The organism is Brevibacillus massiliensis (assembly GCF_000311785.1).
GTDB classification, from domain to species: Bacteria; Bacillota; Bacilli; order Brevibacillales; family Brevibacillaceae; genus Brevibacillus_C; species Brevibacillus_C massiliensis.
This window is the reverse complement of the sequence record NZ_HE978540.1, coordinates 230,223-255,419: the sequence shown is the minus strand read 5'-3', so window position 1 is coordinate 255,419 and position 25,197 is coordinate 230,223. Positions and strand designations below refer to the sequence as shown.

Genomic DNA, 25,197 nt, shown 5'->3' with positions numbered 1-25,197 from the left:
AAAGAGGGAAATCATCGTCCTTTCGTTTCGCTTAGTATTGGGAAGGAGTCGAATTTCATTCGTCAGGACTGGCGCAAGTCTTGCTTTTGGGTGCGTCCCGGATAAAACAGCTTGCCCTCTTTCAACGGATTTTCTTTTGCGGTAAGCGTATCCGTTTGGATCCGGAACACGGTGACTCCCAAATCCCGCGATGACCGATAGGTTTTCACGTGATGCTTGGCCAAAGGAGATTCAAAGTAGCCTGGGACGTATTTGTTCAGCAATTGCTGCAGAACTTCAGTCGCTTCATCCAGATCGGTCAGGCGCTCCACTCTGCCTGTCACGATGACGCTCATAAAGGCCGTGTCCGTATCGCCGGGAACCGGGTCGGCCAACGTACCGTATTCTTCGCTGACAGTGAAACTGACCTGGGGATGCCGCTGCATGCATTCACTCTTTTTTCCGCTGTCGGCACCGTGGAAGTAGATGGAGTCCCTCCACCAGACAAAATTAAGCGGGATGACGTAGGGGTACTCGCCGTCGTATAATCCAAGGTGACCGATCCGGGCGTTATGGAGAAACTGTTGAATCTTTTCTTGCTCAAGCGTTTGGCGCTTAAAACTCATAAGTATCCTTCTCCTTGTGCTTGTTTGTTCCCTATCATAAAAGAAGTCTGACATGGGGAAAAGGGTCAGATTTAATCGCTACAATCAGGTCAGATGGAGCGTGAAAACCATGCTGGAAATGATCCCGAGAATCGAAGAGACCGGCAGCCAACCGATGTACCTGCAGCTGTACGAACACATAAAAAAGGAGATCGTTGCAGGCAAGATACCTGCCCACACCCGGCTGCCGTCCGTCCGGCAGTTGACCAGGTCCCTGCATGTGAGCAAGACGACAATCGAATTGGCCTATCATCAGCTGGTTGCCGAAGGGTATATAGAAAGTCGGGAGAGAAGCGGGTTTTTCGCTGTGCCCTTGGAGGGGGTTTTGACAGCAAAAAAACCAGAAGTACCTGTCGAGACCCAAGCAGACAAGCACCGGCATCCGCCAGCGGGGCCTGGAGAGATTCGTTTTCATTTTCACACATCCAATATCGACATGAGGAGCTTTCCCGTCCACGTTTGGCGGAAGCTGGGCAATCAGGCTTTAGCCGCGGAGCTGCTGGAGGAATTCTCCTACGGGTCTCGCCAGGGGGAGTGGGGGCTGCGCAAAGCCATAGCCGACTACCTGCACCATTCCCGCGGGGTATCCTGCGTTGCGGAACAAATTATCATCGGCGCAGGAACGCAGACCGTTCTCGGCATCCTCTGCCAGGTGTTGAAAAAAAGCGGCCCGACCGTAGCGATGGAAGATCCCGGATATGTAGGGGCGCGCTTTGTATTCGAACGGCACGGATTTTCTGTCTGTCCGATCTCGTTGGAAGCTGACGGATTAAACATTGATGAACTGCAGCAAAGCGGCGCCGGGATGGTTTATGTGACGCCGTCCCACCAGTATCCGTACGGCATGGTCATGCCGATCGCCAAAAGGGTAAAGCTGCTGCAGTGGGCTTGTGAAAGCGGAGGCTTGATCGTCGAGGATGACTACGACGGGGAATTTCGCTATCATGGCAGGCCGATCCCTTCGCTGCAGGGATTGGCCGGAAGCGACGGAAATGTCGTGTACGTCGGCACTTTTTCCAAGTCCCTGCTGCCTTCGCTGCGGGTCAGCTACATGGTGGTTCCCGCCCATTTACTGGAAGAATTCCGGAACCACTTGATGTACTGCGAACAGACAGTTTCCAAAATTCATCAGAGGACACTGCAGCTGTTCATGGAGACCGGAGAATGGGAACGGCACCTGCGCAGGATGCGCAAGCTGTACCAGCGCAAACACGATATCCTGCTGCAAGAGGTGAAGCGCCGCTTTGGAGACGGCGTACGCATTTTGGGGATTGACGCCGGACTGCACATCATGCTGGAGATCGCCTCGCAAACCCCGGTTGATGAATTGGTACAACTCGCCAGGCAGCACGGCATCCACGTCGAGTCGACCAAGAAAAGCTGGCTCAGCCGCAGATACGAAACCCTTCCCCCGCAAATACTGCTGGGATTTGGCGGGATGAAGAGCGAAGAGATTGCCGCGGGAATACAGTTGCTGGAAAAAGTTTGGCGCCCGCTGATCAAACGTCAACGAGCAAGATAAAAGGAACTACCCAACGCCGGGCAGTTCCTTTGCTTTTTACTACTTCTTCGCCGATCGCATGATGGTGGAAAGATCGCGGGACAGCTCAGCGTGGGAGGCGGAGCCGGATTTCAGCTTTGCTTTGATTCGGTCAATCGCTTGGATGGCGGGGCGACCTGTTACCGTCATGACGCGAACATCTGAGCCGAAGAGGGAATGAATGTGCTCGCGGGCCGCTGCCAGGTTGTCGTGATCGACTGCTTTGGACGTCCCTTTTGTGCCCATTCCCGGATCGCTGCTGGTTCTAGCCCCTTTTCCCGATTCCCCCGCCGTAGGGTTCAACAGTTTATGCTGCATCGGGTCATAGCGATGGGCGGAGATGTGCTTTTTGTCTTGGCCCAGGATCACCGTGTCATCGAGGACAAGCACTTTTATCCCGTCAATGCCTTCAGAATGCAGTCTCGATTGGATATGGGAAGAGACTCCGCCTTCGTGCAGGCCGGAACTGCCGATTCTGCTGTAGACGCCTGTACCCATTCCGCTGAAGTTGTGGCCATGCCGGTTTGTCGTTTCTGTCTTTATACCGAATTCACTGGGAATAACGCCAGCATCCTGCCTGTTTACTGGTTTGCCGTAGTGGTTCCCGGGAAGGGCCGGTCCTCTTGGAGCTCCCGGTGCGGCCGGTGCTGTCCGGACGCGTGGAGCACCTGTGATCGACTTCGTTCCTGCCGGGGGCTGTGCGGCGTTATGAGTATAGCAGCCGGAGATCAACATAATGGAACAGAGTGAAGGAATCGCGAGGCGTACCCATTTCGCTTTCATTGCATTACCTCCAACTTTTAGGTTAGCATCTCGCTATTATCGTTCCCTTCCTTTTTACTTGTATCGATGGTTTTTTTTGGAGTAACTTTTTCGCTTTTGGACAAGATAAAAGCGATGTTGCCACTGAATTCCTTTTTTCCAGCTAAATCAGGAGGTGGGCGAATATGCCGGATCAAGCAGAACAAAACGATCAACAACCAGTTTCAAGGAGAAATTTCTTAAAGAATACGGGATATGCCCTCGGAGGATTGATAGTTGGCGGCGTGGTTGGGAGTCTTGTCCGTACGAACCCGCAGGCGCCAGCTCCGGTGCCCGCGCCTGGGGCAGCGCCTGCCGCACAGGACTACAATCAGGCCTTGATGTACTTTACCCAGGAGCAATTTAAGATCGTCGATGCGGCGACCGAGCGGATTTTCCCCAAAGATGAGAACGGTCCTGGTGCCAGTGAGTTGGGAGCCGCTTTCTTTATAGATCACCAGCTGGCCGGGGAATGGGGATTCAACGCCCGGGAGTACATGCAGCCGCCTTTTTATAAGGGAGAAAAGGTACAAGGATACCAGGGGCGCCTGAGACGGAGGGAAATTTTCGATATCGGGCTGCGCGAAATACAGAACTACAGTATGAGCAAGTATCAGAAAAAATTTGAAGAGCTGGCTCCGGAGGAACAGGACGCTGTGCTGACAGCCTTTGAAAAGGATGAGGTCAACTTGACGACCATTTCTCCGAGCGGTTTTTTCAATTTGCTTCGCAGCAGTACGCTTGAGGGTGTGTACGCGGATCCGCTGTATGGCGGCAACAAAAACATGGCTGGCTGGAAAATGAAAAACTTTCCGGGAAATCAAATGTCTTATGCCAATATCATTGACAAGGAGTTCCAGAAAATACCTCCCGTGAGCTTGCGAGAACATCTTACACACTAGAGTCGATGGGGTGAGAACATGGCAAAGAAATTGCCGAAGGTAGACGTCGTAGTTATCGGGGTCGGTTGGGGCGGGGGAATCATCGCATCCGAACTGACGAAGCAAGGGCTGCATGTGGTTGGCCTGGAGCGGGGAAAGGAACGGAAAACGGAAGACTACTACATGGTGCACGATGAACTTCGCTACGCTTTGCGTTACGAGCTGATGCAGGATCTGTCGAAGGAAACCATTACGTTCCGCAGCAATGAGAAAATCCGGGCCCTGCCGATGCGGCAGTATGGCTCTTTTTTGCTCGGTGACAATTTGGGAGGGGCGGGCGTACATTGGAACGGCCATACGTTCCGCTTTTTGCCCTACGACTTTCAGATCAGGACCAAAACGCTGGAACGGTACGGGAAGAACAAAATTCCTGCGGATATGACGATTCAAGACTGGGGCATCACCTATGACGAGCTGGAGCCTTACTACGATAAATTTGAGAAAACCTGCGGCATCTCCGGCGAAGAAAACCCCCTCGGAGGCAAGCGCTCCGACAAGTACCCTACCCCGCCGATGAAAATGTCGCCGCAGCTCGTCATGTTTCGGGATGTAACGAAAAAGATGAACCTTCATCCGTACGCCCTGCCTTCCGCCAATCTTTCGGAGCCGTATACCAATCCAGACGGGATCTCGCGTGCGGCCTGCCAGTACTGCGGGTTCTGCGAGCGGTTTGGCTGCGAATACGGGGCGAAGGCGGATCCCGTCGTCACGGTCATTCCGGTCGCGCTGAAAACCGGAAAGTTTGAACTGCGGACCCACTCCAATGTGAGGAGGATACTGCACTCCGGCAGCAAGGCGACAGGCGTTTTGTACATCGATACCACTACCGGCGAAGAGATCGAACAACCTGCGGATATTGTCATGCTGACCAGCTACGTGTTCAACAACGTGCGGCTGTTGCTGATGTCCAAGCTGGGCAAACCGTACGATGCCGCCAGCGGTACCGGGGTGATCGGCAAAAACTACGCGTATCAGGTGCTGAAAGGGAATGCCACAGGCTTTTTCGAAAACAAGGAATTCAACATATTTGCCGGTGCCGGGGCGCTTGCCATGTGTTTGGATGACTACAATGGCGACAACTTCGATCACACCGACCTGAAATTTATCCATGGCGCCAACATTAGCATATCCAATTTCGGTTTAAGGCCGATTCAGAACAACCCCGTGCCCAAGGGGAAGCCGGGATGGGGGAAAGACTTCAAAGCCGCTTCGCTAAAGTACTACAATCGCACCTTGTCAGTCGGGGCGCAGGGGGCGTGCATGCCGTTTCGGCATCACTACCTCGACCTTGACCCTACCTATAAAGACAGCTTCGGCGACCCGCTGATTCGGCTTACCTTCGATTTTGAAGATCAAGACCGCGAGCTGGCTCGTTTCCAGGTAAGCAGATGCGAAGAGATCATGAAGGAGATGGGCGCCGATACTGTCGTGGCGAATAAGGAATTGGGCCCGTACGATATCGTCCCGTATCAATCGACGCACAACACGGGCGGCGTCATCATGGGGGCTGACCCAGCCACCTCTGCCGTAAACCATTACCTGCAAATGTGGGATGCAGAAAACGTCTTTGTGGTAGGCGCTTCCGCCTTCCCGCACAACAGCGGGTACAACCCCACCGGCACGGTAGGGGCGCTGGCGTATCGGGCGGCTGAGGGCGTCATCAAATACTCGAAGCAGGGCGGCATGCTCGTATAAGCGAAAAAAGCTGTTGAGGCCAAATCGTCTCAACAGCTTTTTTCCTTACCCTTCAGTTTGCGGCTTCCCCGATAAATTCGGCTTTTTCCTTGCCGAACTTGTAGATGTACACCTTGGAGAATGTATTGTCGCCTTTTTCGTCGAACGAGACCTGCGTAAAGAAGCCTTTAAAGTCTTTGGTGGCCCGCACCTTTTCCTGCACCTGTTCTTTGGTCGGTTTTTTGCCGGCATTTTCCTTGATCGCGGCTTCCAGCCCGTTCAGAATGACCAAGGTGGCGTCGTAGGCAAAGGCAGAAAAAGCGCCCGGTTCTTTGCCGAACGTCGACTTGTATTTCTCTACCCACTGCCTGCCCTCATCGGTGGCGCGGACGTCCCCGACAACGGTAGCGTAGATGATCCCCTCCGCTGCATCTCCGGCGATTTTGTACATGTCGTTGGACTCCAGTCCTTCGCCCCCCATGATCTTGCCGGTGAAACCTCTTTCTTTTGCCGAGCGGGCGATCAACCCCGCTTCGTTGTACATGCCGCCGTAGAAGACGAGGTCGGGCTTTTTGGCGACGATCTGGTTGACGATCGCGCTGTAATCTTTTTCCCCGGCCGTTATGCCTTCATAGCCCAGTTCTTCCACGCCAAGGTCGCGAAACGCCTTGCGAACTTCGTCGACAAGCCCCTGTCCGTAGGCGGTTTTGTCGTGGACGAGGAAGACATTTTTCGTTCCCAACTGGTCTTTTGCGTATTTGGCGGCGGCAGGTGCGATCTGGTCATTGCGGGCGACCAGACGGTTTACGCTTTTTCTGTTGCTCTCTGTCAGTTCAACCCCGGTGTTCGCAGGGGAGACCATCGTGACGTGTCCCGCTTCATACTTTGCGGAGGAAGGAATCGCCACGCCGGTATTGTAGTGGCCCACGACGGCGAAGACATCGCGATCGGCGATCAACAGCTCCGCATTTACCACGCCCTGCTTGGGGTCTGCCTGGTCGTCCTGGGGGTAGAGCTGGAGCTCGAAGCCCATGTTTTTAAACGCTTCGGCGTTCTCTTTGACAGCCAGCTCGGCTCCCAGTTTGATCGCTTCCCCTTCAAGTGATTGAGGCCCGGAAAGCGGGCTTTGGGTCGCGATCTTGATCACGTTCGAGCCGCCGGATGAAGCGGGCGCGGCAGGCGTTTCTTTCGTTTCGCTTGCCGGCGGCGGGCTGCTGGTACCCCCGCTGCAGCCGGCGAGCAGCGAACCGGCGAGAAGAAGTGTGGACAACAGCAAGGCAACACCTTTTTTCAATTCGATAGAAATACCCCCTTTGATTTGATAGAATAATCCCACTATTCATTAAACATAGCAATTCGGTCTGCATTCGTCAATGAAGACTCCCCCCACCTTCGCTTTGCTTAGAGGTGGGGGATTCCAGCTGTCATTATCTTCTAGAAATGTGACGGCGGCCAGATTATTGATGCCGAGCCCGCCTCTTTCAAGCGTGAGGCGGGTCGTATCAGTCGCTAATCCGATTTGTGTTCGGTCGTGACGGGCAGATGCACGACAAACCAGACGCCCGGGTCCATGTTGCGGGCTTCAATGGTGCCGCCGTGGGCTTCGATCACGGCCCTGGCGATCGCCAGCCCAAGTCCGTGTTTGCCGCCCTTTCCCTTGCGAAAGCGCTGGAACAAGTGCGGCAGCAGCGTTTCTTCAATCGGCGGTCCGTCATTTCCCAGCATCAACTCGATATCATTGCCCCTCTGTCTGCCCCGGATGATTAATTCGCGCTTGGCGTAGCGAAGCTGGTTTTCGATAATATTTTGAAACGCGGTGCTAAGCTGCTCGCCATCCCCTTCCGTCGGCAGCAGTGCGGGCAGCTCGATCCGCCATTTGATTTGCGGCTGCAAGACGCCCAGGCGCTGCTCGAGGAGCGGAAACAGTTCACTCAGATTGAGCGGTGTCGCCTGCAGCATCTGGGCCACTGATTCGATCTTCGTCAAATAGAGCAGCTGCCCGACGACGTTCTCCAACCTGCGGCTTTCGTCCATGATCACCTGCAGACCTTTTTCCGCCTGCGGGCCCTGAAATACGCCTTCGATCAACCCCTGGGCGTACCCTTGGATCGCCATGATCGGCGTCTTTAATTCATGTGAGATATTTTGCACGAAATGGCGCTGCGACTCGTCGTACTCCTTCAGGCGGTCTTGCATCGTTTCAAACGATCGGGCGAGCTGGCCGATCTCGTCTCCCCGATCCATTTTCAGCGGAGTGTCGAACTGGCGGTTGGCAATTTTATGGCACCACTCCTGCAGCCGCTGAATCGGACTGGTCAGGTAGCGGCTGAACCAGATTGCCAGGAGCCAGCTAACCAGCAGCAAAACAGCGAAAATCAGCAAGAACTGGCGAGTCAGAATCGCATTGATCTGATTCAGTTCCCGCTCTTTGGAGTAGAGCACCAGGTAGTAGGGGAACCCGTGGTAATCCATCAATTTGCTGACGAACAGATACGTTTCCTGGCCTCTTTGCAGCGTGCCGTGCTGTACTTTGTTCTTCGGATAATGGGCTGCCAAGCGGTACAGCTCCTGTGCGTCGTCGACGGGGAGCTGCTCGGTCGTGCGGGCCCCCAGCGGTTTGCCGTTCACGGCGAAGACGATCATGTCGAACGAGTAGTCGTAATTGGAGAGAAGCAGCTGCAAAAACAGCGGTGCGCTGGCCGGGACCGGGAGAAGTTCGTGATTTTCCGTAAAGGTGATGTGGCCGGACAGATTGTCAAACTCCTCCTCCAGAAGCGAGAAGGTATTGTCGACCAGGTAGTGCTTGACGGCAAACGGATAGAGAATCCCGACACCGGCTCCCAGGACAGTGGTCAGCAGCATAAACAAGATCAGGATTTGCCGGGAGAGCGGCCAATCTTTCAAGCGCTTGGTCAGTTTCATTTCACTGTCATCCGGTAACCAAAGCCGTATACGGTTTCCAGCGGGAAACCGGGCAACTTTTTGCGTATGCGCTTGACGAGATCGTCGACGGCCCGATCCGACCCGACGTAGTCATCTCCCCAGACCGCTGCCAGGATCTGCTCCCGGTGCAAAGCCTGCCCCTGGTTGTGGAGAAAATAGGCGATCATGTCAAACTCCTTGGTGGTCAGCTCGATCGGCTGCTCTCCCTCCTTGACCATCCGCCCTTTTTCCGAGATCAGATAAGGGCCGATCTGAATCCAGTCCTGATACTGGGGCACGGCAAGCCCAGCTATCGGAGATACTCCCTTTTCATAGGATCGCTGCAGGAGCTTCTGGACGCGGATGACGAGTTCGCGCGGCAGAAAGGGCTTTGCCAGGTAGTCATCGCTGCCGAGCTCCAGGCCGATGATTTTGTCCATGTCTTGATCGCGCGCCGAAATAAAGATGATGGGCACGTCTGACTTGCTGCGGATTTGGCGAAGCAACTCATAACCGTCGATATCCGGCAGCATAATATCAAGAATCCACAGGTGCGGGGTATCTATGTCAAGGACCTGCAGGACTTCTTCGCCCGTTTGAAAGGTCTTCACCTGGTAGCCGGCATTTTGCAAGTAGGATTTAAGCAACTCCAGTAAATTTTCTTCATCGTCTACGAGGTAGACGAGATAGGGTTTAGGGGCGCTCATCGCCGATTCCTCCCTTGTATGCGATCCGTATTGGAACGGTTCTCTCTTTATTTTAGGATTTTCTTTTTAGATTAGCAAAGCAGTATGGCAAGCTCATAACATAAATGTGGGAAACCTGTGTAAGGAAGGAATTTATGTAACGATGCAGAAAACAAACAAGACCAGTCGACGTGCTTTTTGGACAACTTTGCGAAGGGAGAGAATACATTTGTGAGACTTCTTACATCTTTGGCGACGATGTTGGTTCTCGGCGTGTTGATAGCGGGGTGCGGCCAGAAGACTGCCGTAGAGCCCAAACCGGAGCCTGACCCGCCCGCGGAAGAACCGGTTGACCGTGTGACCGTGTATCCGTATACGGCGCCGTTTACCGGACTGGGATCGAAGGAGAAACTGGACGGACGCCGGCCGATTATGGTCATGATCAATAACCAGACCCAAGCCAGGCCGCAATCGGGACTGGACAAGGCCGATATCGTCTATGAAATCCTGGCGGAAGGGGAAATTACCCGGTTTGAGGCGATCTACCAGAGCCAAAAACCGCAGGTAATCGGCCCGGTACGGAGTATCCGTCCGTATTACATAAAGATTGCAGAAGGGTTCGACGCTGTCATGGTTCACGTAGGAGGAAGCGAGGAGGCGCTTGCGACGCTGGCCGGGCCCAATTACGCGGATCTCGATGAAATCGCCAACTCCAAGTATTTTTGGCGGGAGAGTTTTCGCAAACCGCCTCACAACGTCTACACGGATCTGGATAAAATCAACCAGGCGATGGAAGCCAAAGGGTTTCGGACGACCTCTGAGCTGCCTCGCTTTCCATTCCTTCCCGCAGACGCCAAAATTACCGAAGGAAGCCCCGCGACGGACATATCGGTGAAGTTTCATTCGCTGTATTCGGCCAGCTACAAATACGATGAGGAAAAAGGGCGTTATCTCCGCTTTTCCGACGGCAAGCCGCACATGGACCTGACGACGAATGAACAGCTTGCTGTGACAAATTTGCTGGTTGTCGCGTCAAAACACCGGGTAATTGACAGTGAGGGGCGGCGCACCGTGGATGTGACCGGTCCGGGGGACGGGTATTTATTCCAGCAGGGGAAGGCCCGCAGCGTGAAGTGGAAGCGAAGCGGCGGCGTGATCCGGGCGTATACGGATGCGACGTACAGCGAAGAAGTGCCGCTCTTGCCCGGAAACACATGGATCAACTTCGTGCCCGATTCGCCCGGCCTTAAGACCGCAGTTCAATTCCAATAAGCGCTTGTAAAGCGAACCCTTTTCCCCTAAGATAAAGAGGTAAGCTGGGCTTTAACGCGTAAAAATTTCACAGTGGAAAATTGAACGGGTTCATGAATGAGGTGATCTCATGCAATTGGAAAAGTTAAAAGGAAAAGGGATTGACCAACTGTTTGAAGCGGTTTTGGCACTGGAAACCATAGAAGAATGCTACAAGTTTTTTGACGATCTGTGTACGATTAACGAGATGCAATCGCTGGCCCAGCGGCTGGAGGTTGCCCGGATGCTCCGCAAAGGCTTTACCTACAACCAGATCGAAGCGGAAACAGGCGCGAGCACGGCGACCATCTCGCGGGTCAAACGCTGCCTCAATTACGGCAATAACGGGTATGAGCTTGCCTTGGAGCGAATCGGCAGATAATTTTGGTATGGAGGCAGCAGATTGTGATTGATTACAGCACTTGGCGTCATGTATTTAAGCTCGATCCGGATAAGCCGCTGGGCGACGGCGATTTGGAAGCGATTTGCGAATCAGGCACCGATGCGGTCATCGTCGGCGGCACGCTGGGTGTGACTTACGACAATACGCTCGACCTGATGGCCCGGGTTCGCCGCTTTTCCGTACCCGCTGTACTGGAGGTGTCCAACCTGTCGGCGGTTGTTCCCGGATTTGACGGATACTTCATTCCGCTTGTGCTCAACGCCGGTGACCCCGATTGGTTCCTGGCGCCCCATGTGGCCGGTTTGACGGAGTATGGAGCGTACATCCACTGGGAGGAGATTGTTGCGGAAGGGTATCTCATCCTCAATCCGGCAGCCTCGGCCGCCCGCCTGACCAAGGCCCGGACGGTCACGGGTCCGGCGGAAGCGGCGGCCTACGCCCAGGCTGCCGTAAAGCTGCTCCGCCTCCCGGTTTTTTACGTGGAGTACAGCGGAGCGTACGGAGACCCTGAAGTGGTTCGCGCCTGCCGGGCGGGGGCAGAGGGGGCACACGTGTTTTACGGCGGGGGGATTCGCACCCCCGAACAAGCCCGCGAAATGGCACAGATCGCCGATACAGTGGTGGTCGGCAACATTATATACGAGGACCTGAAGGCGGCGCTGGCGACCGTTTCCGCTGTCAAACAGCAGTGATCCGCCGCTATCGGGAGCATGATGCAGACACGAACAGGCGTAGTGCAGGAGGAATTTCTTGCGCTACGTTTTTTCGTCTGGCGGCCCAAACTTAAAACTGGCACGAGAAGCTATTCTGTGACACAATAGGAACATATGCACGTGGGAAAGGTGGCTTTACCGATGTCTGAACAAACTCAAATTCTTACAGGGCTGAACCCGCAGCAAACAGAGGCAACCCTGACGACCGAAGGGCCGGTGCTGATCCTGGCTGGTGCGGGCAGCGGAAAAACGCGGGTGCTGACTCAGCGCATTGCCTATTTGGTAGGGCAGAAAAAGGTCGCTCCCTGGAGTATTCTGGCCATTACCTTCACGAACAAGGCGGCGCGGGAGATGAAGGAGAGGGTCGCCCGGATCGTTGGCAGGGAAGCGGAAGACATTTGGATTTCCACTTTCCACTCGTTGTGTGTACGGATTTTGCGGCGGGACATCGACCGTCTGGACATCAGCCGCAGCTTTACCATATTGGACGCGGGAGACCAGCTGACGGTCGTCAAGCAGTGCCTGAAAGAGTTGAATCTGGATGCGAAAAAATTTGAGCCTAGAAGCGTCCTGGCGATGATCAGCGGAGCGAAGAACGAACTGATCGACCCCGTTCAATTCGCAAAGAACGCGGGAGACTACTTTCAGCAAACGGTCGCCAAGGTCTACGAGCTGTATCAGAAAAAGCTGAAAAGCAACCAGTCACTCGACTTTGACGACCTGATCATGACGACCATCCGGCTGTTTAAAGAAGTGCCTGATGTGCTGGAGTATTATCAGAAAAAGTTTCGCTATATCCATGTGGACGAATACCAGGACACCAACCGGGCGCAGTACGTCCTGATCTCCATGCTGGCGGAGAAATACCGGAACATCTGCTGTGTGGGCGACGCCGACCAGAGCATTTACAAATGGCGGGGCGCCGATATTTCTATCATCCTTAACTTTGAGAAAGACTATCCGGAGGCAAAGGTTATCAAACTGGAGCAAAACTACCGGTCGACCAAGACGATCCTGCAGGCCGCCAACGGCGTCATCTCCAACAATCGCATGCGCAAGGAAAAGAAGCTGTGGACGGATAATCCGCAGGGCGAAAAGATCTATGTCTACAACGGCGATTCGGAGCACGATGAGGCGTACTTTATCGTCGAGACGATCAAGCAGCAGCTCGCCGAGTACAAGCGCTACGACCAGTTTGCCATCCTCTACCGCACCAACGCGCAGTCACGGGTGTTGGAGGAAGTGCTGATCAAATCCAATATCCCCTACTCGATCATCGGCGGCACCAAGTTCTACGACCGCAAGGAGATCAAGGACATTTTGGCTTACCTGCGGCTCGTTTCCAATCCGGATGACGATATTAGTCTGGAGCGGATCATCAACGTGCCCAAACGGGGAATCGGCGACAGCACAGTGGAAAAGCTGCAGGCGTATGCGGCGGCCCACGGCGTCTCCCTGTACCGGGCGATTCAGGATGTCGGCTATCTGGGCCTCTCAGCGCGGATGACAGGGGCGATCAGCGCCTTTGCCGAAATGATTGATAATCTGGTCAAAATGGTGGATTATGTAAGCGTGACAGAGCTGGTTGAAGAAGTGCTCACGCGAACCGGGTACCGCGAGTCGCTCAAAGAAGAGAAGACGCTGGAAGCGGCGGCCCGGCTGGAAAATATCGACGAATTTCTGTCCGTCACGCAGGAGTTTGAACGGAAGAGCGAAGATCGCAGCCTGCTTGCTTTCCTGACCGACCTGGCGCTGATTGCCGACATCGATTCGCTGGGCGGCGAGGACGAAGCCGACCTGGCTTCGGCAGAGGGGCAGGTCGTTCTGATGACCCTGCACAGCGCCAAGGGGCTGGAGTTCCCGGTGGTGTTTCTGGTGGGCTTGGAAGAAGGAGTCTTTCCCCACAGCCGTTCCCTGTTTGACGACGACGAGATGGAAGAAGAACGGCGACTGGCCTATGTCGGCATTACCCGGGCGGAGCGGCGCCTGTACCTGACGCGGGCGTATTCGCGGACGCTGTTTGGCCGGACGAACAGCAACCCTCCGTCCCGCTTTCTCTCCGAGATCCCTCAGGAACTGCTGGAAGGAGATGTGCCTGGCGAGGAAGTCAGATGGAACAGGCAGGGATACGGCAACCGCAGCGGCGAGCCGCGGGTGTTCGCGGGCGGAAGCGGAAGAACCGCGGCGACAGCAGCCAAAGGCCCGGTCCGCTTCGAGCAGGCGGTCGGCAAGCTCCCGCAGCACGGCGCCGCAGCAGGCGTGGACTGGAAGGCGGGAGACAAGGTCAAGCATGGGAAGTGGGGAATCGGCACGGTCGTCAGCACGAAGGGGAGCGGCGATAGCCTGGAATTGGATATTGCCTTTTCCAGTCCGGTTGGTGTAAAAAAATTACTGGCTAAATTCGCCCCGATCGAGAAGGCGTAAGCCCGGGGCCAAAGAGGTGTAGAACGATGGAGCGATTGGCTGCAGAAAAACGGATTGAGGAGCTTCGGAAACAAATTAACCACCATAACCGTCTGTATTTTGTAGAGGACCGCCCGGAAATTACAGACCAGGAGTACGACGGTCTGATGCGCGAGCTGCAAACGCTTGAAGACCTGTTCCCCGATATGGTGACGCCCGATTCGCCGACGCAGCGGGTGGGCGGAGAACCGCTGGCGGCGTTTGAAAAGGTCGTGCACAAGACGCCGATGCTCAGTCTCGCCAATGCGTTTGGCGAGGCGGATCTGCGGGATTTTGACCGGCGCGTGAGGCAAACGCTGGGCCGGGATGAGGTGAGCTACGTCTGCGAATTGAAAATCGACGGTTTGGCCGTATCGCTTCAATACGAAAATGGCTATTTTGTCCAGGGCTCCACTCGCGGTGACGGACAGACGGGCGAGGATATTACCCAAAATCTGAAGACGATCCGCTCCATTCCGCTCCGCTTGACCAGGCCTTTGACGCTGGAAGTGCGCGGAGAAGCGTTCATGCCGAAGCGGGCGTTCGAAAAGCTGAACAAGGAAAGGGAAGCGCAGGGAGAAGCGCTGTTTGCCAATCCGCGCAATTCGGCGGCCGGTTCCCTGCGGCAGCTCGATCCGAAGATCGCCGCCTCCCGCTCGCTCGACACGTTTATCTACGGCCTCGGCGAGCTGGAAGGGGAGACGGTTGAATCGCACAGCGAGGCCCTGAAGCTGATGGGCTCGCTCGGTTTTAAAATAAATCCGGAGTGGCGTGTCTTTAGCAGCATAGAAGACGTCATAACATTTGTAGAGGGATGGGCGGAGAAGCGTCCCCACCTCCCCTACGAAATCGATGGAATGGTCATTAAAGTGGACCGTTATGCCGATCAGCGGGCGCTCGGCTTTACGGCCAAGAGTCCCCGCTGGGCCATTGCGTACAAATTTCCCGCCGAAGAGGCTGTGACCAAGCTTGTGGGAATCGAGATCAGTGTCGGGCGGACAGGTGTCGTCACCCCGACCGCACTGCTTGAGCCCGTCAGCATCGCGGGGACGACAGTCAAACGGGCTTCTTTGCACAACGAAGATATCATTCGCGAAAAAGGCCTCTTGATCGGCGATTCCGTCATCGTGCGGAAAGCGGGTGACATCATACCGGAGATCGTCGCAGTGCTGCCCGAGCGGCGCACCGGCGATGAACAGCCTTTTCACATGCCGACCCATTGTCCGGAGTGCGGGAGTGAACTGGTGCGGCTGGATGAAGAAGTCGCACTTCGCTGCATCAATCCGGACTGTCCGGCACTGATCCGCGAGGGCATCATCCACTTCGTCTCCCGCTTGGCGATGAACATTGAAGGTTTAGGTGAAAAAGTGGTTTCCCAGCTGTTTGCCAAGGGATTGATCGGCAGTGTGGCTGACATCTACTACCTGAAAGAGCGGCGTGAGGAATTGATCGGACTGGAGCGGATGGGCGAGAAGTCGGTAGATAATCTGCTGGACGCGATCGAAGCGAGCAAGCAAAACTCTCTTGAGAGGCTGCTGTTCGGTTTGGGGATTCGCCTGGTCGGGGCCAAGGCAGCCCGCGTGTTGGCAGAGCACTTTGGCAGCCTGGACAAACTCGCACAGGCAACACAGGAAGAGCTGATGGCGATTGATGAAATTGGACCCAAGATGGCTGAAAGCATCGTCACTTATTTTTCGCTGCCGCAGGTTGGCGATTTGATTCAGCGGCTGGAAGCGGCGGGTGTCAATACCTTGTACAAGGGAGTTCGACTGGCAGAGGCGGCAGATCTTCCGTTTTCCGGAAAAACAGTCGTCTTAACCGGTACTTTGGCGACATTGACCCGTCAGGAGGCAGAAGAGAAGATTACCTCTATGGGAGGAAAAGTGACGGGAAGCGTCAGCGCCAAGACGGATCTGGTAATCGCCGGAGAAAAGGCTGGATCAAAATTGGAAAAGGCCCAGAAATTGGGTATTACGGTACTGGATGAAGCGGGCTTCCTGGAACTCTTGAAGCAAATGACGGCTCACTGAATGAGAAAGAGAGCATTTGTCAAAGGGATGTGAGGGGTATGAAGAGGAGAACTGTCTTGCCGGGTATACTGGCAGGGATTTGCATTGGGCTTGCGGTTGCCGGCTGCGGCATGCAGACGAGCGGTACGGTGCAGGAACTGCCGCCGGTGCAGGCCGCTTCGGTACAGGGCGACCTGACGTATCAGGACGTGCTGGAAAAGGGCGGTTTTCTGCAGTTCGCTGCCAAGTCACCGGACGCCTCCCGCATCTGGTTGGGCACGCATTCCGGGCTTTACGCGTCTGCGAACGACAAGTTGTGGGTTTTGAGTTCGCCTGACGTAGGGAAGGATGACGTGGCGGGCCTGTTCATTGACCCTGCCGATCCCCGCCGGGTATTCATCGGCGGACAGGGAATTTGCAAATTCTCTTCAGACGGCGGACAGACGTGGAAAACAATCGATCAAGGCTTGCCCAAAGGGGTAAACATCCGCAGCTTTACCGGAATCCGCCAGAAGGAGAAGGTGGAGTTGTACGCGTACGTAGCCGAAGATGGAATCTATCAGTCTGCAGATGGCGGGCAAAAGTGGGAAAAGTGGCTTTCGATTGATCAGGAAGTCTACGCTATGGCTTTTCACCCCGCCCAGCAGCGCTTGTATCTGGTGACGCAGTCAGGCTTGTTGTCGGTGGGGGAAGAGCCTTTGCAGAGCGAACCGGTCCCGGATGTGAATCAAGTCTACTCGCTTGCGATCGACAGCCAGGATGACACCCTTTACTTGTCTACTGACAAAGGGGTACTCGTCCAAAGTGGCCGCGATTGGACACCTCTTACAGCGAAGGCACCCGAGCCGTTTGTCTTGCTCGGGCCCGGCTTCGGATCGGATAAAATTGTCGCTGTAGGCGAATCGGCTGCCCTCTATACCCTCACGAAAGGAAAATGGAGAAAGTGGGATTAGGCCCTGTTTTTTTCGAAGTATAAAGGAGTATTTGAGATGAAACGATTAGGGAGTAAAATTTTCTTGATTGGTGCGGCGATTTCTTTGGCACTAACCGCGTCGGCTTGCTCGCTGCTTCCGGGGCAAAAGGAAGAGGCGCCGGCGACTCCTTCTGTCTCGGCAGATGTCAAGGTAAGCGAAAACTACTACACAGGTATCGTCCCATACCAACAAAATCAAACCCGCGGAATGTTTTCCCGCCTGTCCAGCAGCAGAGCAGACTTTGGCCATCAGGAAATGGGCTTGATGGAAATTGCCCAACAAACATTTTCGCCAAGTCAGTACTTCTTCCAGGAAGGCCAAAGAATCTCGCGGGATCAGGTGAAAAAATGGCTTTCTTCCACCAGTGAGAATCCGGAGGGGCTCAATCCCGACAAAGGGCCGAATCTGCTTGTTCACGTCCTGGAACACGATTACCTGGACATGCAGCAGAAGCAGTTGGCCGGGATTGTCCTGGGACTAGCCCTCTCGCCCGTGTACAAGGATGCGTCGGACAAGGAGCAGCAGTATACAATAGATCAGCTTCGGGCCAAAGGAGAGCAAATGGCCAGCCGCATTGTTCAAAAGGTGAGAGCGGATAACCCGCAAATCCCGATGGTCATTGTCTTGTATCAAGTGGCTGACCGCAATTCGACCCTCGTGCCGGGCCGATTTATCCTCTCGGGAACGGTAAACGCCGAAGAGAGCTCCGTCTCCAAGTGGCAGCCGATTGATGAGGCGTACTACCTTTTCCCCAGCGCACAGCTTGAAAACGACTATTCGCAGATATCCCTGCAGTACGACAAGCTGATGAAGCAGCTCCAATCCTTCTTTGGCGAGTACATCGGGGTTACCGGCTTGGGGCGGTTCATGAGCGGTCAATTGATCGAATTGACGATTACGGCGACAGCCGAATACGATTCCCGTACGGAGGTGCTGCAGTTTACGCAGTACGCTGCGGCGCTGATCGATCAGCTCTTCGACAAGAATGTCCACGTCAACCTCTACGTGCGAACGACCAACCAGCCGCTGGCGGTATACGTACGCCCTGCAGATGGCGAACCGTTCATGCACATCTACAGAAGATAACAGTTGGAACAGAGACGGGCACGGCGCTGTAAAAGCGCTGTGCCTGGTTTTTTGCATCGGTTATCCGCTTTTGTTTTTTCGTTCCTCTTCCAGACGCTTTACTTGGGCTTGCAGCTGCTGGATCTGTGTACGCACTTCTCCTGTCCGCCCTCCAAAGAATTACAAATAGGTGCCTGTCAGGGTCATTGTCCACCAATTTGGATTCTTTTTTCATTAACCCGCAATGTTTACGACATTGTTAGGAACGGTTATTCTTACGTAATTGCTGTTCCATATTCTTGTCTCCACTACTGCTTCTTCATTATCCTTTTTGAATATATAACCGCTGCCGATTTGTATGTCATAGGTCCAGCCTTCCTTTTTCATTCGCTCCTCCAGAAGTTCTTGAACATCAGAACTGCGTCGTACATCGGTCAGGTATATGCCGTGACCTTCCGGGGTGACTTCCAACGGAACGATTTTTTGATCTGTTTTTTTCAGTATGTACATCGGCATGAGGTAGTCACTATCTGTTTGATTCAATGTGAGCAACAGCTTTAGATGATCAAATCCGACATGATTCACAAAGAGCACGACTGCTGCTACACTGAGAACAAAAACGCCGGATAAGCTAAAAAAAGCAATTTTCCAAGGGTTTTTCATGATCTGTGATTCACCCTCCATCTCTAGCTAAATATCCATTATATCACAAAATTATCGCCGGCCTGGACCGCATCCCCGACTTGAACGGTAGTTTGCCGCGATGTGGATACTTGGTCCAAAAGCCGGCGTCATGGTCTACCCATTGGCCTAACGATGATCCGCTGAATCGAACGCAGGTAACCCATATAGATTCGCTTGGTGTCTTTGACACTTGTGTTCAATTAAACACAAACCGAACAAATATGTTCATATTACAAAACGGTTTGATTGACGCTGGAATGCAAACACTACTGCTGGAATAAGCTTTAGGTGAGTTGGTATGCTACTTGCATTATTTATTTTTTTGAAATATCAAGCAGGAGGGTGAGCTGCATGCTAATCGAATTTAAAAATGAACCGTTTACCAATTTCCGTCTGCCCGAGAACAAACAAGCGTTTGAAGAAGCGTTGGCAAAAGTAGAGAGTGAACTGGGTCGCGAGTACGATCTGATCATCGGCGGAGAACGCATCAAAACCGAGAAGAAGATTCGCTCGATCAACCCTTCCAACAAACAGCAGGTCGTCGGTATCGTGTCGCAGGCTGACCAGGCGCTGGCAGAGAGGGCGATTCAGACTGCGGCTCAAACATTTGAATCCTGGAAAGCTGTACCGGGAGATGCCCGTGCCCGCTATCTGTACAAAGCGGCTGCGATCCTTCGCCGGAGAAAACATGAGTTCTCGGCCTGGCTGGTGAAAGAAGCCGGCAAGAGCTGGGCGGAAGCAGACGCCGATACTGCCGAGGCAATCGATTTTATGGAGTACTACGGCCGGCAAATGGATAAGCTGTCCCAGCGTCAGCCGCTTCCCCGGATTCCGGGCGAGGACAATGAGCTGTACTACATTCCGCTGGGCGTCGGAGTCGTGATCCCGCCCTGGAACTTCCCGCTGGCGATCATGGTCGGCATGACGACAGCCGCGCTTGTATCCGGCAATACAGTGGTCTTGAAGCCGGCTTCCACCACTCCGGTCATCGCGGCCAAGTTCATGGAAATCCTGGAAGACGCCGGCGTACCGAAGGGCGTAGTCAACTTCCTGCCGGGCAGCGGCGGCGAAGTGGGAGATTTTCTCGTCGAGCACCCGCTAACCCGGTTTATCAGCTTTACGGGCTCCCGCGATGTCGGGCTGCGCATTAACGAGCTGGCGGCAAAACACCGTCCGGGCCAGAAGTGGATGAAGCGGTTGATCGCAGAGATGGGCGGCAAGGACTCGATCATCGTAGACAGCGACGCAGACCTGGAATTGGCAGCGCAGACGATCGTCACTTCGGCGTTTGGCTTCTCCGGACAGAAGTGTTCGGCTTGCTCGCGGGCTATCGTCCATCAAGATGTGTACGATCAAGTGCTGTCCCGCGTCGTAGAACTGACCAAAGCCTTAACTGTAGGCGATGTCGTCCGCAACGATTTTTACACGGGCCCGGTCATCGACGAGAAAGCCTACAACAAGATTCTCGAGTACATCGAGATCGGGAAGACAGAGGGCAAGCTGATGGCGGGCGGCGAAAAGGGTCCGGACAACGGCTATTACATCATGCCGACCGTGTTTGCAGACGTCGCTCCTGATGCCCGGATCATGCAGGAAGAGATCTTTGGTCCGGTCGTTGCCTTCTGCGAGGCGAAGGACTTTGACCATGCGCTGGAAATTGCCAATAACACGGAATACGGCCTGACAGGCTCTGTGATCAGCCGCAATCGGGCGCATTTGGAAAAAGCCCGGACCGAATTCCACGTCGGCAATCTCTACTTCAACCGCAAGTGCACCGGGGCTTTGGTGGGAGTGCATCCGTTTGGCGGATTCAACATGTCGGGAACGGATTCCAAAGCAGGCGGTCCTGACTATCTGTTGTTGTTTACGCAGGCAAAACTGGTTTCCGAGGTATTGTAAACGGCTTGGCGAAGCTAAAAAAATGAGCAAAAGCTGCCTTCTCTCATGAGCGGGCAGCTTTTGCTTTTTGACGTGCACTTGTGATAATCTAAAGCAATCAGCGTCAGTTTGAACGGAAACTTTGTCGGAAGTAATGAGGGGAACTTATGAATAAACGGTTCATTCGCGGTTTGATCCATCGCCTGCCGCAAAATACAATGTCGCGGACGATGGGAAAGATTACCGCTTCCCGCCTAAGCCGGCTGGCTATTCACAGATACGTCAAACACTATCGGATTGACCTTTCGGCAGTGGAGAAGCCGCTGAAGGAGTACCGCTCTTTAAAAGACTTCTTTACCCGCCGGTTGAAGCCGGAAGCCCGCCCGATCGCACAGGGCGCAGACGTGGTCGTAAGTCCCGTCGACGGCACCGTTTCCCAGATGGGCAAAATTGCGCAGGGAACGCTATTCCAGGCGAAGGGGAAAGTATACAGCGTCGCGGAGCTTCTGGGCGATGACAACGAGATGGCAGCCCGTTTTTGCGGCGGCCAGTTTATCACCATTTATCTCAGTCCGCGCGACTATCACCGCATTCATATGCCGGTAGACGGCAGGCTGGAGCGTTACACATACCTCCCGGGACGGCTCTACCCTGTCAATCAGCTTGGTGTGGAACACGTTGAAAAACTGTTTGCCCGCAATGAACGCTTGATCACCTACATCGATTCCCAGCAGTTTGGGCATGTTGCCTTGGTCAAAGTAGGGGCGCTGTTTGTCGGGAGCGTCAAGGTAGCCTATGGAACAGCGACGACAAATGTCCGCAACGGGCGGCAGATCAGCGATGCCATCGCCGGCAAGCCCCAGTACGAGAAAGGCCGGGAGCTGGGGTGGTTTGAATTCGGTTCGACGGTGATTCTGCTGTTCGAGCCGGGGCGGATCGAGTGGACAGAGGGGATCAAAGAAGGTCGCTCGCTGTTCATGGGGCAGCGATTGGCGACGAAACGGGCCGGTTTGTAATTGTGAAACGACGATTGGGTGATTGTGATGAAGTTGGAGCGTAGAACGATCTACCGGGATATCGATGCGATTTGTGCTGCCGGCATGCGACCGGCGCCGGCCTTTTTTTGGTAAAATAGTCGAAATAGATGGACAAATACAATTGGATACAATATCCTAAAAATAGAACAGATATTGGGGGAACGTCTATGTCGACGCTTAGCAATCCGCAGACCGAGAGGGAGGGCGTCTCGCCGAAGCCGCATCACAAAGGGCTGTGGCTTACGCTTAAAAAACCGCTCTGGTTTGCACTGTCAGCACTTGCCTTTGTTCTGATCTATTTTGGCCTGCAGGATTACATGGAGTATGCGCCGAGAGTGACTTTGGCGATCACGCTGGCCGTCATCGTACTTTGGGTGCTGGAGCCGATTCCTTTCTCCATGACCGCCGTGCTGGTTTTGTTTTTGCTCCCGATATCGGGAGCCGTTTCAACCGATCTGATCCTGTCCGGTTTTGCTTCGCCGGCCATTTTTCTGATCGTGGCAGGCATGATGATCGCCAGCGCTGTAGAGCAGACATCGCTCGGCAAGCGGTTGGCGTATCAACTGCTCTATTGGCTGGGGGATAAAAAGGGAGGCGTGCTGGCCGGCATTATCCTGATTCCGCAGGTCATGGCCTTCTTCATCCCGGCGGCTGCCGTCAGGACCGCCATGCTTCTGCCGATCGTCTTTTCCATCGCCTCCATCCTGGGGATCAAATCAGGCGATGTGATGGGCAAAAAACTGATGATGGGCGTGGTTGTGAGCTGCGGCATAAGCGGTGTTGCCATATTGCCGGCGGCGATTGGCAACGTTATCACGGTTGACTTGATCAACACATACCTGCACCAGCACGTGACGTACGTAGATTGGCTGATCCTTGCCTTTCCGATGTGGCTGATCCTGATTCCCGTCTCCTGGTGGGTGCTGCACCGCTGTTTTCCCGTAAAGGACGAAATTCCCGGCGGATTGAAAGTCAAAATGAAGGCGATGATCGGCGAGCTTGGGCCCATTACCCGGGAGGAGAAGCGGCTGCTTGCCATTCTGGTTGCCGTCTGCATCATGTGGGCACTCGAAGGAATCCACGGATGGCCGCCGGTGATTCCCGCGCTGATCGGTGCCGTACTGATGGCCTGGCCGGGGATCAAGATCGCAGACTGGGACAAGATCCTCGACGTTAAATTTGCGCCTCTGATCATGCTCGGCGTCACCTTGTCATTGGGACGGGCGCTGTACGAGACAGGGGTGACCGACTATCTTTCCAGGTGGATGGAAAACGATCTGACATTATACCTCTTTTCCAATCCTGCCCTGGCGGTCTTGACCGTAGCGGTTCTCACCCAGTTGATCCACAAAGTGACGTCCAACGTGTCAACGGCTGTAATCGCCACTGTTCCGGTCGTCGTGGCGCTCTCCGCCCACTCGCCGAACGCTCCGGCGCTCCTGCTTTCCTTTGTGGCCGGATTAACCTGTCTGTTCGGGTTTATTCTGGTGGTGGAGACGATTCCGGGTGTCATGGTGCACGGCACCGGCTGGGTGACGCAGCAGGACTACTTTAAACCGGGCTTTTGGCTGACGCTGGCAACGACCGCTGTCACGTATTTGATGGCTGTAACCTGGTGGTCTTGGTTGGGTTACTTGTAAGCTTTTTCGTGAATGAAAGCGCTTAAAAAATAATTGACAAGTGACTGTAAGGAATAATATGATAATTCAAAAATGGATCCAATATCCATTCTCGCACTTTGGCAAGTCGAGTCGAAAAAGGAGGAGACATGGGGATCAAGGAAGGATGGACAGGTCGTTTTTACGAGGATTTTGAAGTGGGTGACATTTATCCCCATCCGCTCGGCAGGACCGTGACACAGACTGACAACATCTGGTTCACCCTGCTTACGCAAAACACCAATCCGATACACTTTGACGCCCAGTACGCTGCCAAGACGGACTTCGGGCGCCCGCTGGTGGACTCCACATTTACGCTGGCGCTGGTGACAGGCCAATCGGTCGCTGACGTCTCGCAAAACGTGATGGCCAATCTCGGCTGGGATGAAGTCAGGCTGCCCAACCCGGTGTTCGAAGGAGATACGATTTACTCGTACAGCGAAATACTGGAGAAGCGGGAATCCAAGTCACGTCCCCACGTCGGAATCGTCCGGGTAAAGACAGTCGGGTACAACCAGGACAACAAAGTGGTGATCGAGTTTCACCGTACTTTCATGGTGTACAAGCGGGGGCATGGTCCGGAGCCGCTTTCCAGCCGCGTCCGGCAGCTGCTTGGGGAGCAGTAAGCGTATGAGCTGAAAGGGGGAGTGCTGCTGTGATTAACTGAAGATTCGGATTCATTTGCAAAGTCGTTATCTCATCACGCAAGAATTTTATTGCGGACAAGGGGGGCTTTTCATGAAAAAAGGTTGGAAAATGTTGATGGCGGGAGGACTGTCAGCCCTGCTGCTTGCGGCAGCGGGATGCGGCGGCGGTGGCGGTGCCAAAACCCAGGACGCCTCGGCGTATACGAAAGAGAACCCGCTGACGATCAAGTTTTCTCACGTGACTACGGCAGACAGCCCCAAAGGCAAGGCAGCGGATAAATTTGCCGAGCTGATGGCGGAAAAGACGGGCGGCAAGGTGAAGGTAGAGGTGTATCCGTCTTCGCAGCTGTACGGCGACAAGGACGAGCTGGAAGCGCTGCAGGCGGGCAACGTCCAAGTCATCGCGCCTTCTGCGACAAAGCTGGTCGGGTTTAATCCGGCTTTTCAGATCGTCGACATGCCGTTCCTGTTTAAAAATCACGATTCCGTCATCAAATTCTGGGATGGCGAACTTGGCAAAAAGCTGATGAGTTCCCTCGAGGACAAAAACCTGCAAGGTCTCGCCATGTGGGAAAACGGCTTTAAGGTATTTACCTCGAGCAAGCCGATCGGAAGCCCGGACGAATTCAAGGGGCAAAAGTTCCGGACACAGGCCGGCAAGGTGCTGGAGGCCCAGTTTAAGGCGCTGGGAGCGGGAGCTGCCACCATACCGTTCGGGGAAACCTACACCGCCCTGCAGCAAGGGACGGTCGACGGACAGGAGAATACCTGGAACAACATCGATACGCAAAAGTACGAGGAAGTGCAGAAGAACCTGCTTGTCTCCAACCACGGCCGGATCGACTACATCGTCTTGACCAACAAAAAGTGGTACAGCGAGCTTCCTGAGGATATCCGCAAGGCGTTCGACGAGTCGATGGCGGAAGCGACCAAATACGAACGCGAATTGGCGGTTCAATTGGACAAGGATTCAGAAGACAAGCTGAGGGGCTCCGGAAAGATGAAGATCATCGATCTTAGCGACGCGGACCGGGAAAAATTCGTCAACGTGATGGAAGCGGTATACAGCGATTTTGCTGAATCGGTCGGCAAGGAGATCATTGACGGCGCCAGACAACTGTAAAGGACGACGACTGCTCCGCTGGAACGTTAGAGGCACCTTCCTTGGGGATGGTGCCTCTCCTGCAAT

At 54.3% G+C, this 25,197-nt stretch carries 21 protein-coding genes; 15 read left to right on the top strand and 6 right to left on the bottom strand.

Going from position 1 to position 25,197, the window contains the following annotated elements; all coding sequences use genetic code 11:
* Window positions 1-62: 62 nt before the first annotated feature.
* Complete coding sequence (locus HGBM_RS13825) at window positions 63-605, bottom strand: pyridoxamine 5'-phosphate oxidase family protein (RefSeq protein ID WP_019121704.1); 543 nt, start codon at window positions 603-605, stop codon at window positions 63-65.
* Window positions 606-714: 109 nt separating this feature from the next.
* Here HGBM_RS13825 and pdxR point away from each other — a divergent pair, with 109 nt between their 5' ends.
* Complete coding sequence (pdxR, locus tag HGBM_RS13820) at window positions 715-2,166, top strand: MocR-like pyridoxine biosynthesis transcription factor PdxR (RefSeq protein ID WP_026074409.1); 1,452 nt, start codon at window positions 715-717, stop codon at window positions 2,164-2,166.
* Between the two features lie 39 nt (window positions 2,167-2,205).
* Here pdxR and HGBM_RS27445 read toward each other — a convergent pair whose 3' ends face one another.
* Window positions 2,206-2,967, bottom strand: coding sequence for a hypothetical protein (locus HGBM_RS27445; protein ID WP_019121702.1), 762 nt, complete (start codon window positions 2,965-2,967; stop codon window positions 2,206-2,208).
* 164 nt (window positions 2,968-3,131) lie between these two features.
* On the opposite strand from HGBM_RS27445, the gene HGBM_RS13810 reads away from it, so the two are divergent.
* A complete protein-coding gene (locus HGBM_RS13810) occupies window positions 3,132-3,887 on the top strand; it encodes a gluconate 2-dehydrogenase subunit 3 family protein (protein WP_019121701.1) in 756 nt (251 codons plus the stop codon).
* 18 nt (window positions 3,888-3,905) lie between these two features.
* Window positions 3,906-5,621 (top strand): GMC family oxidoreductase, encoded by a 1,716-nt coding sequence (locus tag HGBM_RS13805; RefSeq protein ID WP_019121700.1) that lies wholly within the window; start codon window positions 3,906-3,908, stop codon window positions 5,619-5,621.
* A gap of 52 nt (window positions 5,622-5,673) precedes the next feature.
* Here HGBM_RS13805 and HGBM_RS13800 read toward each other — a convergent pair whose 3' ends face one another.
* The 3 genes from HGBM_RS13800 to HGBM_RS13790 form a co-directional block, all read right to left on the bottom strand.
* Window positions 5,674-6,894, bottom strand: coding sequence for a branched-chain amino acid ABC transporter substrate-binding protein (locus HGBM_RS13800; protein WP_019121699.1), 1,221 nt, complete (start codon window positions 6,892-6,894; stop codon window positions 5,674-5,676).
* Window positions 6,895-7,109: 215 nt separating this feature from the next.
* Window positions 7,110-8,522 carry a sensor histidine kinase gene (locus tag HGBM_RS13795; protein WP_019121698.1) on the bottom strand — a complete coding sequence of 471 codons (1,413 nt, stop codon included), beginning with the start codon at window positions 8,520-8,522 and terminating at the stop codon, window positions 7,110-7,112.
* Window positions 8,519-9,229: a response regulator transcription factor gene (locus tag HGBM_RS13790; protein WP_019121697.1), complete on the bottom strand. Its 711-nt coding sequence runs from the start codon at window positions 9,227-9,229 to the stop codon at window positions 8,519-8,521. The genes HGBM_RS13795 and HGBM_RS13790 overlap by 4 nt, the downstream gene beginning before the upstream one ends.
* A gap of 210 nt (window positions 9,230-9,439) precedes the next feature.
* Between HGBM_RS13790 and HGBM_RS13785 the strand changes: the two genes are divergently transcribed.
* From HGBM_RS13785 to HGBM_RS13755, 7 genes are all read left to right on the top strand, one after another.
* The gene (locus HGBM_RS13785) at window positions 9,440-10,480 is read left to right on the top strand and encodes a DUF3048 domain-containing protein (protein WP_019121696.1); all 1,041 of its coding nucleotides are present in this window, start codon (window positions 9,440-9,442) and stop codon (window positions 10,478-10,480) included.
* A 109-nt stretch (window positions 10,481-10,589) separates the two neighbouring features.
* The gene (locus HGBM_RS13780) at window positions 10,590-10,880 is read left to right on the top strand and encodes a YerC/YecD family TrpR-related protein (RefSeq protein ID WP_019121695.1); all 291 of its coding nucleotides are present in this window, start codon (window positions 10,590-10,592) and stop codon (window positions 10,878-10,880) included.
* A 23-nt stretch (window positions 10,881-10,903) separates the two neighbouring features.
* On the top strand, window positions 10,904-11,593 hold the full coding sequence (gene pcrB, locus HGBM_RS13775) for a heptaprenylglyceryl phosphate synthase (RefSeq protein WP_019121694.1): 690 nt from the start codon (window positions 10,904-10,906) through the stop codon (window positions 11,591-11,593).
* 162 nt (window positions 11,594-11,755) lie between these two features.
* Window positions 11,756-14,038 (top strand): DNA helicase PcrA, encoded by a 2,283-nt coding sequence (gene pcrA / locus HGBM_RS13770; RefSeq protein WP_019121693.1) that lies wholly within the window; start codon window positions 11,756-11,758, stop codon window positions 14,036-14,038.
* A gap of 26 nt (window positions 14,039-14,064) precedes the next feature.
* A complete protein-coding gene (ligA, locus tag HGBM_RS13765) occupies window positions 14,065-16,086 on the top strand; it encodes an NAD-dependent DNA ligase LigA (protein WP_019121692.1) in 2,022 nt (673 codons plus the stop codon).
* A 38-nt stretch (window positions 16,087-16,124) separates the two neighbouring features.
* Window positions 16,125-17,018, top strand: a complete 894-nt coding sequence (locus tag HGBM_RS13760; protein WP_147512885.1) for a WD40/YVTN/BNR-like repeat-containing protein — start codon at window positions 16,125-16,127, stop codon at window positions 17,016-17,018.
* 36 nt (window positions 17,019-17,054) lie between these two features.
* Entirely contained in the window at window positions 17,055-18,125 is a 1,071-nt protein-coding gene (locus tag HGBM_RS13755) for a CamS family sex pheromone protein (RefSeq protein ID WP_019121690.1), read from the top strand.
* A 213-nt stretch (window positions 18,126-18,338) separates the two neighbouring features.
* On the opposite strand, the gene HGBM_RS13750 is transcribed toward HGBM_RS13755, so the two are convergent.
* A complete protein-coding gene (locus HGBM_RS13750) occupies window positions 18,339-18,767 on the bottom strand; it encodes a hypothetical protein (protein ID WP_019121689.1) in 429 nt (142 codons plus the stop codon).
* Between the two features lie 372 nt (window positions 18,768-19,139).
* Here HGBM_RS13750 and pruA point away from each other — a divergent pair, with 372 nt between their 5' ends.
* From pruA to HGBM_RS13725, 5 genes are all read left to right on the top strand, one after another.
* A complete protein-coding gene (gene pruA, locus HGBM_RS13745) occupies window positions 19,140-20,687 on the top strand; it encodes an L-glutamate gamma-semialdehyde dehydrogenase (protein ID WP_019121688.1) in 1,548 nt (515 codons plus the stop codon).
* Window positions 20,688-20,833: 146 nt separating this feature from the next.
* Complete coding sequence (asd, locus tag HGBM_RS13740; protein ID WP_019121687.1) at window positions 20,834-21,682, top strand: archaetidylserine decarboxylase; 849 nt, start codon at window positions 20,834-20,836, stop codon at window positions 21,680-21,682.
* Window positions 21,683-21,870: 188 nt separating this feature from the next.
* Window positions 21,871-23,343, top strand: coding sequence for an SLC13 family permease (locus HGBM_RS13735; protein ID WP_019121686.1), 1,473 nt, complete (start codon window positions 21,871-21,873; stop codon window positions 23,341-23,343).
* A gap of 128 nt (window positions 23,344-23,471) precedes the next feature.
* A complete protein-coding gene (locus tag HGBM_RS13730) occupies window positions 23,472-23,987 on the top strand; it encodes a MaoC family dehydratase (RefSeq protein ID WP_019121685.1) in 516 nt (171 codons plus the stop codon).
* 112 nt (window positions 23,988-24,099) lie between these two features.
* Window positions 24,100-25,131: a DctP family TRAP transporter solute-binding subunit gene (locus HGBM_RS13725; RefSeq protein ID WP_019121684.1), complete on the top strand. Its 1,032-nt coding sequence runs from the start codon at window positions 24,100-24,102 to the stop codon at window positions 25,129-25,131.
* The last annotated feature ends 66 nt before the right edge of the window (window positions 25,132-25,197 follow it).

Coding starts and splice junctions, on each gene's coding strand:
- HGBM_RS13825 (WP_019121704.1), bottom strand. CDS start 605: ATGAGTTTTAAGCGCCAAACGCTTGAGCAAGAAAAGATTCAACAGTTT.
- pdxR (WP_026074409.1), top strand. CDS start 715: ATGCTGGAAATGATCCCGAGAATCGAAGAGACCGGCAGCCAACCGATG.
- HGBM_RS27445 (WP_019121702.1), bottom strand. CDS start 2,967: ATGAAAGCGAAATGGGTACGCCTCGCGATTCCTTCACTCTGTTCCATT.
- HGBM_RS13810 (WP_019121701.1), top strand. CDS start 3,132: ATGCCGGATCAAGCAGAACAAAACGATCAACAACCAGTTTCAAGGAGA.
- HGBM_RS13805 (WP_019121700.1), top strand. CDS start 3,906: ATGGCAAAGAAATTGCCGAAGGTAGACGTCGTAGTTATCGGGGTCGGT.
- HGBM_RS13795 (WP_019121698.1), bottom strand. CDS start 8,522: ATGAAACTGACCAAGCGCTTGAAAGATTGGCCGCTCTCCCGGCAAATC.
- HGBM_RS13790 (WP_019121697.1), bottom strand. CDS start 9,229: ATGAGCGCCCCTAAACCCTATCTCGTCTACCTCGTAGACGATGAAGAA.
- HGBM_RS13780 (WP_019121695.1), top strand. CDS start 10,590: ATGCAATTGGAAAAGTTAAAAGGAAAAGGGATTGACCAACTGTTTGAA.
- pcrA (WP_019121693.1), top strand. CDS start 11,756: ATGTCTGAACAAACTCAAATTCTTACAGGGCTGAACCCGCAGCAAACA.
- ligA (WP_019121692.1), top strand. CDS start 14,065: ATGGAGCGATTGGCTGCAGAAAAACGGATTGAGGAGCTTCGGAAACAA.
- HGBM_RS13760 (WP_147512885.1), top strand. CDS start 16,125: ATGAAGAGGAGAACTGTCTTGCCGGGTATACTGGCAGGGATTTGCATT.
- HGBM_RS13755 (WP_019121690.1), top strand. CDS start 17,055: ATGAAACGATTAGGGAGTAAAATTTTCTTGATTGGTGCGGCGATTTCT.
- HGBM_RS13750 (WP_019121689.1), bottom strand. CDS start 18,767: ATGAAAAACCCTTGGAAAATTGCTTTTTTTAGCTTATCCGGCGTTTTT.
- pruA (WP_019121688.1), top strand. CDS start 19,140: ATGCTAATCGAATTTAAAAATGAACCGTTTACCAATTTCCGTCTGCCC.
- asd (WP_019121687.1), top strand. CDS start 20,834: ATGAATAAACGGTTCATTCGCGGTTTGATCCATCGCCTGCCGCAAAAT.
- HGBM_RS13735 (WP_019121686.1), top strand. CDS start 21,871: ATGTCGACGCTTAGCAATCCGCAGACCGAGAGGGAGGGCGTCTCGCCG.
- HGBM_RS13730 (WP_019121685.1), top strand. CDS start 23,472: ATGGGGATCAAGGAAGGATGGACAGGTCGTTTTTACGAGGATTTTGAA.
- HGBM_RS13725 (WP_019121684.1), top strand. CDS start 24,100: ATGAAAAAAGGTTGGAAAATGTTGATGGCGGGAGGACTGTCAGCCCTG.